General features: G+C 73.1%; 12 protein-coding genes. 8 read left to right on the top strand and 4 right to left on the bottom strand.

From position 1 onward, the window contains the following. The first annotated feature begins 241 nt into the window (after positions 1-241). The gene (locus L2C96_RS43345; protein ID WP_020418435.1) at positions 242-562 is read left to right on the top strand and encodes a hypothetical protein; all 321 of its coding nucleotides are present in this window, start codon (positions 242-244) and stop codon (positions 560-562) included. A gap of 1 nt (position 563) precedes the next feature. Here the strand turns inward: L2C96_RS43345 and L2C96_RS43340 are convergent, their stop codons facing one another. The 3 genes from L2C96_RS43340 to fabG are packed head-to-tail and all read right to left on the bottom strand — an operon-like array spanning position 564 to position 3152. Next, entirely contained in the window at positions 564-1598 is a 1035-nt protein-coding gene (locus tag L2C96_RS43340) for a ferrochelatase (protein ID WP_237340212.1), read from the bottom strand. A gap of 46 nt (positions 1599-1644) precedes the next feature. Next, positions 1645-2412: an enoyl-ACP reductase FabI gene (gene fabI / locus L2C96_RS43335; RefSeq protein WP_020418437.1), complete on the bottom strand. Its 768-nt coding sequence runs from the start codon at positions 2410-2412 to the stop codon at positions 1645-1647. A 35-nt stretch (positions 2413-2447) separates the two neighbouring features. Further along, complete coding sequence (fabG, locus tag L2C96_RS43330) at positions 2448-3152, bottom strand: beta-ketoacyl-ACP reductase (protein ID WP_020418438.1); 705 nt, start codon at positions 3150-3152, stop codon at positions 2448-2450. Between the two features lie 219 nt (positions 3153-3371). Between fabG and L2C96_RS43325 the strand changes: the two genes are divergently transcribed. The 6 genes from L2C96_RS43325 to L2C96_RS43300 all read left to right on the top strand — a co-directional run bounded on the left by L2C96_RS43325 (position 3372) and on the right by L2C96_RS43300 (position 9189). Next, positions 3372-4682 carry an MFS transporter gene (locus L2C96_RS43325; protein WP_237340211.1) on the top strand — a complete coding sequence of 437 codons (1311 nt, stop codon included), beginning with the start codon at positions 3372-3374 and terminating at the stop codon, positions 4680-4682. Between the two features lie 11 nt (positions 4683-4693). Further along, complete coding sequence (locus L2C96_RS43320) at positions 4694-5350, top strand: response regulator transcription factor (protein WP_020418440.1); 657 nt, start codon at positions 4694-4696, stop codon at positions 5348-5350. After that, on the top strand, positions 5351-6739 hold the full coding sequence (locus L2C96_RS43315; RefSeq protein ID WP_237340210.1) for a sensor histidine kinase: 1389 nt from the start codon (positions 5351-5353) through the stop codon (positions 6737-6739). Between the two features lie 418 nt (positions 6740-7157). Further along, on the top strand, positions 7158-8102 hold the full coding sequence (locus L2C96_RS43310; RefSeq protein WP_237340209.1) for a TAXI family TRAP transporter solute-binding subunit: 945 nt from the start codon (positions 7158-7160) through the stop codon (positions 8100-8102). Positions 8103-8119: 17 nt separating this feature from the next. Continuing rightward, complete coding sequence (locus L2C96_RS43305) at positions 8120-8536, top strand: acyl-CoA thioesterase (protein WP_020418443.1); 417 nt, start codon at positions 8120-8122, stop codon at positions 8534-8536. Next, the gene (locus L2C96_RS43300; RefSeq protein ID WP_237340208.1) at positions 8533-9189 is read left to right on the top strand and encodes a class I SAM-dependent DNA methyltransferase; all 657 of its coding nucleotides are present in this window, start codon (positions 8533-8535) and stop codon (positions 9187-9189) included. Before L2C96_RS43305 ends, L2C96_RS43300 begins: the two co-directional genes overlap by 4 nt. Here the strand turns inward: L2C96_RS43300 and L2C96_RS43295 are convergent. After that, on the bottom strand, positions 9177-10772 hold the full coding sequence (locus L2C96_RS43295) for an alkaline phosphatase D family protein (RefSeq protein WP_237340207.1): 1596 nt from the start codon (positions 10770-10772) through the stop codon (positions 9177-9179). The genes L2C96_RS43300 and L2C96_RS43295 overlap by 13 nt on opposite strands. A 107-nt stretch (positions 10773-10879) precedes the next feature. Between L2C96_RS43295 and L2C96_RS43290 the strand changes: the two genes are divergently transcribed. Continuing rightward, positions 10880-11344 (top strand): tRNA (cytidine(34)-2'-O)-methyltransferase, encoded by a 465-nt coding sequence (locus tag L2C96_RS43290; protein ID WP_020418445.1) that lies wholly within the window; start codon positions 10880-10882, stop codon positions 11342-11344. Positions 11345-11395: the final 51 nt, after the last annotated feature.

Here is an 11395-nt window from a genome sequence, read left to right as displayed (position 1 = left end):
CGACCAGCGCGTGCTGCGGCCGCTGGAGATCACCGGGCTCACCGAGGTGCTCGACGTCCGCCCCACCGTCGCCGAGGCGCTGCACAGCTGACGGACCCGCTCTCGCGTGCTGTCCACTCAGGACGCTCGCTGGTGGCGTGCGGCCCGCGCGCCTGGTGGATCAGCGCCCGGCCGACGAGCGCGCCGGAGCGGTCCATGGTTTGATCACCGCGTCTCCAGTCCGGACCGCAGGGGGAACCTCATGGACTACGTGGACCCGGCCCGCAACCTCATCTCGTTCACCACCGGCGCGGGCGCGGTCTTCGCCGAGTCCGCGCCCGCGCAGGCCGTCGACGCCTTCCGCCAGGCCTGGGAACGGGTCTCGGCGGACCACGGCGTCGAGGCGGGCGACGTGACCCGCATCGAGGCCTACTGGCAGCCCGCGCACTGGGACGAGCGCTACCTCACGCGCACCTTCGGCGACGTCGAGCTGGAGTACGTCTTCCCCCGGCCCGACCCGGGCGGCTGGCACACCGCGCTGGACCGGGCGCGGGAAGTCCTCGACGAGGTCGCCGCGGGCTGACTCAGCGGGCCGGGCGCTTCACCGGCTCGCAGCACCCGACCGCGCACGGCGCGCCGTTCACGGTGCAGCCGGCCGGCGGGAAGTCCGACAGCTTCCGCACCGGCGCCTGCGCCAGGTGCTCGCGCACCAGCTCCACCACCAGCTCCGCGAACCGCGGGTCGCCGTTCGGCGTCGCCGCGCGGGCGAAGCCCATGCCGTGCTCGGCGGCGCGCTCGGCGGCCTCGTTGTCCAGGTCCCAGATCACTTCGAGGTGGTCGGAGACGAACCCGACCGGGCACACGACGACGCCCTGGACACCAGCAGCGTGCAGCGCGTCGATGTGGTCGACGATGTCCGGCTCCAGCCACGGCACCTGCGGCGGCCCGGACCGCGACTGCCACACCACGTCGTACTCGGCGACCCCGGCCTGCGCGGCCACCAGGCGCGCGGCTTCGTGGATCTGCCGCGAGTAACGCCGCCCGCCCTCCTCCGGCGGCCCGGCGGCCTTGTCCGCGCTCTCCGGCACCGAGTGCGCGGTGAACACGACCCGCGCGCCGGGCACCTGCTCCAGCGCGGCGCGCAGCGCGTCGGCGAAGGCGCCGACGAACAGCGGGTGGTCGAAGAAGTGCCGCAGCTTCACCAGTTCCGGCGCGCCCGCACCGACGGCGGCGCGGGCCCGCTCGATGTCCTCGTCGTACTGGCGGCACGCCGAATAACCACCGTAGGCGCTGGTCGGGAACACCAGCGCGCGGCGCACCCCGTCGGCCTTCATACGGGCGACGGTGTCCTCCACCATCGGCTCCCAGTTGCGGTTGCCGAAGTACACCGGCAGGTCGATGCCCTGCGCGGCCAGCTCCTTCTCCACCGCGGCGATCGCCTCGCGGTTGAGCCGGTTGATCGGCGACACGCCACCGAAGTGCTGGTAGTGCTCCGCGACCTCGAGGAGGCGTTCGCGCGGCACCCCCCGTCCCCGGGTCACGTTCTCCAGGAACGGCATGACGTCGTCCGGTCCCTCCGGACCGCCGAAGGACAGCCACAGCAGCGCGTCGTAACTCACGGTAAGAGATTCTGCCGCTGTGGCCGCCTTCACGCCCGCTCAGGGGTCAGAGTCCGAGCGCGTGCACCCCGCCGTCGACCCAGATCATCGAGCCGGTGGTGGCAGGCAGCCAGTCCGACAGCACGGCGCAGATGGTCTTCGCGACCGGCGTCGGGTCCTCGGCGTCCCAGCCCAGCGGGGCGCGGTCGCCCCAGCCGCCCTCCAGCTCGCCGAAGCCCGGGATGGACTTGGCGGCCATGGTCTTCACCGGGCCCGCCGCCACCAGGTTCACCCGGATGCCCTGCGGGCCCAGGTCCCGCGCCAGGTACCGGTTGACCGACTCCAGCGCCGCCTTCGCCACGCCCATCCAGTTGTAGGCAGGCCACGCCACGCGGGCGTCGAAGTCCATGCCGACCACCGAAGAACCCCGCGACAGCAGCGGCAGCAGCGCCTTGGTCAGCGACATGAACGAGTACGCCGAGACCTCGACCGCGACCGAGACGTCCTCCTTCGGGGCGTCCAGGAACGGCGCGCCGAGGCAGGACTGCGGCGCGAAGCCGATCGAGTGCAGCACCCCGTCCAGGCCGTCGACGTGCTCCCGCACGCGGTCGGCCAGCGTGTCCAGGTGCTCGGTGTTCTGCACGTCCAGCTCGATCACCGGCGCCTCCTCCGGCAGGCGCTTGGCGATGCGCTCCACCAGCGAAAGCCGGCCGAAACCGGTGAGCACGACCTTCGCGCCCTGCTCCTGCGCGGCCTTCGCCGCGTGGAACGCGATCGAGCCGTCGGTGATCACCCCGGTGATCAGCAGTCGCTTACCTTCCAGAAGTCCGGCCACGCCAGTCCTTTCGGTGTCGGTTCGGGAGAAGAGGGTCAGTGGCCCATGCCGAGGCCGCCGTCGACCGGCAGCACGGCGCCGTTGATGTAACCCGCCTCGTCGGAGGCCAGGAAGCGCACCGCGGCGGCGATGTCCGCGGTGTCGCCGTAGCGCCCCGCCGGGATCTGGTTCAGCGCCGCGTTGCGCTGGTCGTCGGTCAGCGCGTTCGTCATGTCGGTGACGATGAACCCGGGCGCCACCACGTTCGCGGTGATGTTGCGCGAGCCCAGCTCGCGGGCCAGCGACCGCGCCATGCCGACCAGGCCGGCCTTGCTCGCGGCGTAGTTGACCTGCCCGGCGCCGCCGGAGAGGCCCACCACGGACGAGATGAAGATGAACCGGCCCCACTTGCCGCGCAGCATGCCGCGCGAGGCGCGCTTGGCGACCCGGTAGGCGCCGGTGAGGTTGGCGTCGACGACCCGGGTGAACTGGTCCTCGCTCATCCGCATGAGCAGCGTGTCGTCGGTGATGCCGGCGTTGGACACGACCACCTCGACCGGGCCCTGGTGCTCCTCGACCTGCTTGAACGCCGCGTCGACCTGCTCGCTGTCGGTGACGTCGGCCTGCACGCCGAACAGGCCCTCCGGCGCGCCGGACCCGCGGTGCGTCACCGCCACCTGGTGCCCGGCCTCGGCGAGGCCCCGGGCGATGGCCAGGCCGATGCCGCGGTTGCCGCCGGTGACCAGTACGGACCGTCCCACGTGACACTCCTCGTTCGAGTTCCCTCAGTTGCCCGGTGAGGTTATCCGGCGGCCCGGAGGCGGGGCAGCACCGCCCGGCCCACTACCTGGAAGTAACCCGGTGAGCCCGGTCACGAGGCGTGCCGGCTTAAGGGACTGTTAGGTCTGCGCGCACTCCCTTGTCCGCGGTGGCCCCCGCCACCGAACGTGGTCCGCGGTCATGAGACAAGGGAGTTCCTGATGACGACTGGCATCGACGCCGGGGCGGACCGGCGCGCCGGGCGCCGCGTGGTGAGCAACATCCTCCGCGGCTCGGTCGGCAACCTGATCGAGTGGTACGACTGGTACGCCTACACCGCGTTCAGCGTGTACTTCGCCGCCACCTTCTTCCCGAAGGGCGACTCGACCGCGCAGCTGCTCAACACCGCGGGCGTGTTCGCGGTCGGGTTCCTGATGCGGCCGCTCGGCGGCTGGCTGCTCGGCCGCTACGCCGACCGCTTCGGGCGGCGCTCGGCGCTGACTCTGTCGGTCAGCCTGATGGCCGCGGGCTCGCTGCTGATCGCGCTGACGCCGGGCTACGCCTCGATCGGCATCGCCGCGCCGCTGCTGCTGGTGCTGGCGCGGCTGCTGCAGGGCATCTCGGTCGGCGGCGAGTACTCCACCTCGGCGACCTACATGTCGGAGGTCGCCACGCGCGGCAAGCGCGGCTACTACTCCAGCTACCAGTACGTCACGCTGATCGCGGGCCAGCTGGTCGCGCTCGCGGTGCAGATCCTGCTGCAGCAGGTGCTGACCACCGAGCAGCTGGACAGCTGGGGCTGGCGGATCGCGTTCGGCATCGGCGCGATCGGCGCGCTGATCGTGTTCTGGCTGCGCCGCGGCATGGACGAGTCGGCCGACTTCGAGGCCGCCAAGGCCGACCGCGACCGCGCCGCGCACGGCACGCTCAAGGCGCTCGCCAAGCACCCCAAGGAGGTCGCCCTCGTGGTCGGCCTGACCATGGGCGGCACGCTGTTCTTCTACACCTACACGACCTACCTGCAGAAGTTCATGGTCAACACCAGCGGCATCAGCAAGCCGAACGCGGCGTGGATCAACTTCTTCGCGCTGGTGGTGTTCGTGCTGCTGCAGCCGCTGTACGGGGCGCTGTCCGACCGGGTGGGCCGCCGTCCGCTGCTGATCGGGTTCGGGGTGCTGGGCACGCTGGTGACCGTGCCGTCGCTGACGCTGCTGGCGCACACGCGCAACCCGGTGTTCGCGTTCGTGCTGATGGTGGTGCCGCTGGCGATCAGCGCGCTCTACACCTCGATCAGCGCGGTGGTGAAGGCCGAGCTGTTCCCGACCAACATCCGCGCGCTGGGCGTCGGACTGCCCTACTCGGTCGCGGTCGCCGTGTTCGGCGGCACCGCCGAGTACATCGCGCTGTGGTTCAAGCAGGCCGGGCACGAGTCGCTGTTCTTCTGGTACGTCACCGCGGTCGTGTTCGCCTCGCTGGTCATCTACGTGCGGATGCGGGACACCAGCAAGGACTCGGCGATGGACCGGTCGTAGTGTGTAGGGCCGTGCGCGTGTTGCTGGTCGAGGACGACGACGGGGTGGCCGATGCCCTCGTCGACTCCCTCGGCGCGCACGGCCACCAGCCCACCCGCGTGCGGCGCGGCGAGGACGCGCTGCTCGCCCACCGGGACGCCGACCTGGCCCTGCTCGACCTCGGCCTGCCCGACCTGGACGGCCTGGAAGTGCTGCGCAAGCTGCGGGCGGTGAGCACGCTGCCGGTCATCGTGCTCACCGCCCGCGGCGACGAACGGTCGGTGGTGCGCGGGCTGCGGCTCGGCGCGGACGACTACCTGGTCAAACCGGTGCGGCTGAGCGAGCTGCTGGCCCGGATCGAGGCGGTGACCCGGCGGGCCGCGGCCGCGCGGCCGGAACCGCAGGTGGTCGTCGTCGGCGACATCGAGGTGGACCTGGGCGCGCGGCGGGTCGTGGTGGGCGGCGCGGAGGTCGAGCTGACCGCGAAGGAGTTCGCCGTGCTGGCGGCGCTGGCGCGGCGGGCGGGCACGGCGGTGAGCAGGCAGCAGCTGATGGACGAGGTGTGGGGCGACGCGTACGTGGCGGTGTCGCGGTCGCTGGACGTGCACCTGACGCAGCTGCGGGCGAAGCTGCGGCGGCCGGAGCTGCTGACCACGATCCGCGGGTTCGGCTACCGGCTGGGCGCGTAGGTGCGCACCCGGGTCCTGGCCGTCCTGCTGGCCTTCGTCGTGCTCGCGACCGCGGGGTTCGCGCTGCCGCTGCTGACCGTGACCGCCACCGAGCGCACCCAGCAGCTGCTGCTCGCGCGGACCGCGGACCTGGACCGGTTCGCGGCGCTGGCCGACCAGGCGGTCGCCGCGGGTGACGCATCGGCGCTGCGGGCCGAGGTGACGCGGTACACCGAGCTGTACGGCGAGGGGATCGTGGTGGTCACCACCCGGCGCGCGCCGGTGGCCGAGACCGGTGGGCTGAGCGCGTCGGACCCGGTGGTGGCGGAGCTGGTCGACGCCGCGTTGCGGAACCAGCCGAGCCAGCCCGCGGCGACCGTGCGGCCGTGGTCGCGGACGCCGGTGCTGCTGGCACGGCCGGCCGGGACGGGCACGAAGGTGTCGGGAGCGGTGGTGCTGCGGGCGTCGGTGGCGGCGGCCGCGGCGGACGTGGGCCGCAGCTGGTTCGCGGTCCTGGCCGGGGCGGCGCTGGTGACGCTGGCCGGTGCCGGGCTCGCGCTCGGGGCGACGCGGTGGGTGCTGGGCCCGATGCGGCGGCTGGACCGCGCGGTGGGCGACCTGACCGCGGGGCTGCGGCCGGTGCACGCGGACCTGGCCGGGCCGCCCGAGCTGCGGCAGCTGACGGCGGGTTTCAACCGGATGTCGGACACGGTCACGGCGGCGCTGGACCAGCAGCGGCGGCTGGTCGCGGACACCTCGCACCAGATGCGCAACCCGATGACGGCGCTGCGGTTGCGGGTCGACGCGCTCGGGTCGTCGCTGCCCGCGTCGGCCGCGCGGACGTACGAGGGCGCGGTCGGGGAGCTGGACCGCCTGGAGGCCCTGCTGGACGACCTGCTGACGCTGGCGGCGGCCGAGCACCGGGCGGGTGAGCTGGCCGTGTCCGGCGAGGGCGCCTCGTGTGAGGCGGCGGCCGTGGCGGAGGCGCAGGTGCACCTGTGGCAGCCCGCCGCGGAGCGGGCCGGGGTGTCGTTGCGCTTCACCGGCAGCCCGGCCCACGCGGCGGCGACGGAGGCCGAGCTGGCGCAGGTGCTCGACGTGCTGCTGGACAACGCGCTGAAGTACGCGCCGGGCACGGAGGTCACGGTCTCGTGCGAGGCCGAGGGCGCGTGGGTGGTCGTGTCGGTGGCGGATGCCGGGCCCGGGCTGTCCGCGGAGGAGCTGGCGCAGGCGCAGGCACGGTTCTGGCGCGCCGAACGGCACCGGAACCTGCCCGGAACGGGCCTGGGCCTGGCCATCGCCGAGCGCCTGACGGCGGGCCGGGGCGGCCGGATCGAACTCCGGGCCGCGGAGCCGCACGGCTTGGTGGTGCGGGTGCTGCTGCCTCGCGTGGAGGTGGGTGCGTCGTGAGCACGCTGCCCGCCGATGCCCGCCACGGTCAACATGCCGAGGCCGACCACGATGGTGCACTGGCCACCGCGGCCGCGACACGGCGTGGCACCCCGCGACTTGCCGCCAGGCCAACCATTCCCGGCAGCCTACGGGCCGCCGCAGGCGAATCTCGCCGCACGGCGGCACTCACCGCACTTCCCGCGCCTGCCGCCGGGCGCGACGCGCCACCCGCAGCCTGCCTCGCGCGGCGGAACGCGCCGCCTCGCGGCGGTCAGCAGGGTCCGCGGCGCGCGCCGCACGGGTGCCCCGGGCGGGGCCGCATGACCACCCAAACCACACTCCCGGCCACCGGCCGGGCCGGAGTCGTGCCGCCGCCGGCGCGCGGTCTTGCTCCCGGAAGTGCCACCCCCAACCGCCGCCCCAGCGGAGCCGCGCCATGACCAGCCGCCGCAGCCTGCTCCGCGCCGGGATCGCCGTCGCGGCCACCGGGGCCCTCCTCGGGGCCGACGCCCCGCCCCGTCCCGGCGGGCCCGCGGGAACGCTGCGCATCGCCACCGGGGAGGAAGCCGGGTTCTACCTCGCCTTCGGCCAGCTCCTCGCCGCGGAGCTGAACGCCGCCCACCCCCGCCTGCACACCGTCGCGCTGCCGACCGAGGCCAGCGTCGCCAACCTGGAGATGCTCGACGCCGGCGCGGCCGAGCTCGCCCTCAGCCTGGCCGACATCGCGGGCGCCGCCACCGATGGCGCGGCCCCCTTCGGCCGCCGCATCGAGCTGTGCGCGCTCGGCCGCGTCTACGAGAACTACCTCCAGCTCGCCGTCCGCGCCGACTCCCCCATCACCTCGGTCGCCGGCCTCGCCGGGCGCACCGTCTCCCTCAGCGCGCCCCGCTCCGGCGCGGCCGTCCTCGGCGAGCGGCTCTTCGCCGCGGCCGGGGTCGCGATCGTCGACCGGCACCTGCCGATGCTCGAGGCCGGCGAGGCCCTCCGCCAGGGCCGGATCGACGCGATGCTCGTCTCCGGCGGCGTCCCGCTGCCAGTTCTGTCCATCTTGGACAATGAAATCGGCATCCGCCTGCTGCCGCTGGCCCCCTACCTCCCGGCGTTGCGCGGCCCCGGCCAGGAAGCCGTGCGCGTGCCCGCCGGCGCCTACCGCTCCCCCGAGGTCGACACCATCGGCGTGGCGAGCCTGCTCGTCTGCCGCCCGGACCTGCCCGCCGACGTGGCCGCCGCGGTCACCCGCGTCCTCGTGCAGCGGGCCGCCCAGCTGGTGCCCGCGCAGGCCGTGGCGACCCAGTTTCTCGATGTACGTTCGCTGATCGGAACCGGTACCGTTCCCCTGCACCCCGGAGCCGTGGCGACCTACCGCGCGTTGCACGGCTGAGCGAGGAAGGAGCACCGGTGACCCAGTCCCGCCCGCCGGTCGTGGCCATGCCGCTGCGCGTCCGCTTCCACGAGTGCGATCCGCAGGGCATCGTCTTCAACGCCCACTACCTGGCCTACTTCGACATGGCCTCGTTCGAGTTCTTCAAGGCGATCTTCGGCTCCTACGACGCGCTGCGCGACCAGGGCGTGGACTGCGTGGTGGCCGAGTCGAACCTGCGGTACCGCGCGCCGAGCCGGTTCGACGACGAACTGGTCGTCGAGGTCGCGATCGACCACCTCGGCACGACCTCGATGATCCTGGCGTTCACCGTCCGCCGCGGCGACGACCTGATCGCGACCGGCACGAACCGCTACGTGTTCGTCGACGCCCGGACCCTGGCCAAGGCCGCGCCGCCGGAGGACGTGCGCGCCAAGCTGCTGGCCCACACGTGAGCGAACCCGCCTTCGTGCGGGACACCCGCGCGGCCTACGACGCCATCGCCGGCGAGTTCGCCGAGTGGATCCGCGACGAGCTGGCGGTCAAACCGCTCGACCGCGCCGTGCTCGCCGCGTTCGCCGAACTCGCCGGCGGTCCGGTGGCCGACGTCGGCTGCGGCTCCGGCCGCATCACGGCGCACCTGCGGGGCCTGGGCGTGGACGCGTTCGGCATCGACCTGTCCCCAGAGATGGTCGCCGTGGCCCGGCGCACCCACCCGGGCGTCCGCTTCGAGGTCGGGTCGATGACCGCGCTCGACCTCCCCGACGGCAGCCTCGGCGGGCTCGTGGCCTGGTACTCGATCATCCACGTCCCGCCGGACACGCTGCCCGCGGTGCTCGCCGGGTTCCGCCGGGTCCTCGCGCCCGGCGGCTGGCTGCAGCTGGCGTTCGGGGTCGGCGACGAGCCCGTGCACCGGGACGAGGTCGGTGGGCACCGGGTGAGCCTGGACTTCCACCAGCGCCGCGTGGACGAGGTGGCCGCCCTGCTCACCGAGGCCGGGTTCGAGGTGCGCGCCCGGCTGGAGCGCGCACCGGACGAAGCGGGGCCGTTCCCCGAAACGGCCCCGCAGGCGTTCGTCCTGGCCCGGCGGCCCGCTCAGGCCTCCTGAACGCCCGGGCGCCGGTCCTCCACGACGTAGCTGGCGCGCGTGCTGATCGGCGCGCCCGGCTTCGTCACGTACGGCACGACCCGGAAGTCGCTGCGCCAGCGCTGCCGGTTGACGTTCACCCGCACGTAGCCGCGCTGGGCGTTGAAGAACTTCATGTGCGGGTTGGCCGCGAGGAAGTTCGTGCCTTCGGTGTTCATGTCCGCGCCGTCGCCGCCGCTGGTGATCGAGGTGCCGACGAACTCGCTGCCGACGGTGGCCGAGCCCGGGTCGGCGTAGTCGCGCTTGAGGTCCCAGGCGTAGTTCTGGTGCCGGTCGCCGGTGATCACGACCAGGTTGCGCACGTCCCGGTCCTGGGCCGCGGCCAGCACCTTGTTGCGCTCGGCGACGTAGCCGTCCCACGGGTCCAGCCACACGTCCACCGGCGTGCCCGGGTCGCGGTCGGTCTGGCCCATCGGCGCCTGGTTGCCCAGCACCTGCCAGCGCGCCTTCGACCGGGAGAACCCGTCGATGAGCCACTCCCGCTGCTGCGGGCCGAGCAGGGTGCGCTCCGGGTCGAGCCGCTCGGTGCAGGTGGCCGAGTTGCCGTCGCCGCAGGGCTGGTCGTCGCGGTACTGGCGGGTGTCCAGCATGGTGATCTCGGCCAGCTGCCCGTAGGACAGGCGGCGGTGCAGCCGCACGTTCGGCCCGGACGGCATCTGCGTGTGCCGGTAGGGCAGGTTCTCGTAGTTGGCCTGGAACGCCTGCGCCCGCCGCTGCCGGAACACGGCCGGGTCCTGGTCGGGCTCGGTGTCGGCCTGCGAGATGTCGCCGGCCCAGTTGTTCTCGACCTCGTGGTCGTCGATGGTGTGGATCCAGGGGAAGCGGGCGTGTGCGGCCTGCAGCGGCGCCTCCGCCTTGTAGAGCGCGTACTGCAGGCGGTAGCGGGCGAGGTCGAAGGTCTCGGTCTTGAACTTGTCCTCGACGGTCACGCCGCGCTTGTTGGTGCCCACGCCGGACTCGTACAGGTAGTCGCCGAGGTGCACGACGAAGTCCAGGTCCTCGGCGGCCATGTGCTCGTAGGCGGTGTAGTAGCCGTCCTGCCAGGCCTGGCACGAGGCGAACGCGAAGTTCAGCTCCCGCGGCGACGACCACAGCGCCGGGGCGGTGCGGGTGCGGCCGACCATCGAGATCTCGCCGCCGACGCGGAACCGGTAGAAGTACTCGTGGTCGGGCGCCAGGCCGGAGATCTCCGGGTGCACCGAGTGGCCCAGCTCGGGGGTGGCGATCGCGCTGCCCCGCCGCACCACGGCGCGGAACCGCTCGTCGTGGGCCACCTCGTACTCGACCCGGACCGGGACCGCGGGCATCCCGCCCGCGTCGTCGGCGGCGAACGGTTCCGGGGCGAGCCGGGTCCACAGCACGACTCCGTCGGGGGCCGGGTCGCCGGAGGCGACGCCGAGCGTGAACGGGTTGGTCCCCTTGACGGGGCTGGCGTAGGCATTCGCCGCCGTCCAGGCGCCGGTGCCGAGCAGCACCGCCGCGGCTCCCGCCCCGCTGAAGCCGAGGAACCGGCGGCGGGACAGGTGGTTCGGGCGCACGACCATGTGAGGTCCTCCTGTGGTGGGATGGGAGCACCAGGATGCTCACGGCCGGACATGGCCGTCAGCGTCCGGACGGGCGAACCACAGGTGAACGGAAACGATCAACTCGAATGTTCCGGATTCTCTTCTACCAGCCGGAGATCCCGCCCAACACGGGCAACGCGATCCGGCTCGCGGCCAACTCGGGCTGCCAGCTGCACCTCGTCGAGCCGCTGGGCTTCCGGTTCGAGGACAAGCACCTGCGCCGCGCCGGGCTGGACTACCACGACCTGGCCGACGTGCACGTGCACCCGGACCTGGACAGCGCGTGGAAGGCGCTGCTGCCGGCGAACGTGTACGCGTTCAGCGCCGGCGCCACCCGGTGGTACACCGAGGTGGCGTACCAGCCGGGCGACGTGCTGCTGTTCGGGCCCGAATCGTCCGGGCTGCCCGCCGAGGTGCAGGACGCCCCGCAGGTCACCGACCGCGTGCGCGTGCCGATGAAGCCGGGCGTCCGCTCGCTCAACCTGGCCAACACCGCCGCCATCGCGGTGTTCGAGGCCTGGCGGCAGCAGGGTTTCCCCGGCGGCGTCTAGGGCCTGTTTCAATGGCGTAGCCACTCGTTGATGGCGGCGATGTGGATTGTT

It is taken from the genome of Amycolatopsis tucumanensis (assembly GCF_021654135.1).
Taxonomy (GTDB): Bacteria; Actinomycetota; Actinomycetes; order Mycobacteriales; family Pseudonocardiaceae; genus Amycolatopsis_E; species Amycolatopsis_E tucumanensis.
This window is presented reverse-complemented; position numbering and strand designations above follow the sequence as displayed.

Bases quoted from the DNA above. Each gene is read 5' to 3' on its own strand.
- L2C96_RS43295 (WP_237340207.1), bottom strand. From the start codon at position 10,772: ATGGTCGTGCGCCCGAACCACCTGTCCCGCCGCCGGTTCCTCGGCTTC.
- L2C96_RS43310 (WP_237340209.1), top strand. From the start codon at position 7,158: ATGACCAGCCGCCGCAGCCTGCTCCGCGCCGGGATCGCCGTCGCGGCC.
- L2C96_RS43345 (WP_020418435.1), top strand. From the start codon at position 242: ATGGACTACGTGGACCCGGCCCGCAACCTCATCTCGTTCACCACCGGC.
- L2C96_RS43325 (WP_237340211.1), top strand. From the start codon at position 3,372: ATGACGACTGGCATCGACGCCGGGGCGGACCGGCGCGCCGGGCGCCGC.
- L2C96_RS43290 (WP_020418445.1), top strand. From the start codon at position 10,880: ATGTTCCGGATTCTCTTCTACCAGCCGGAGATCCCGCCCAACACGGGC.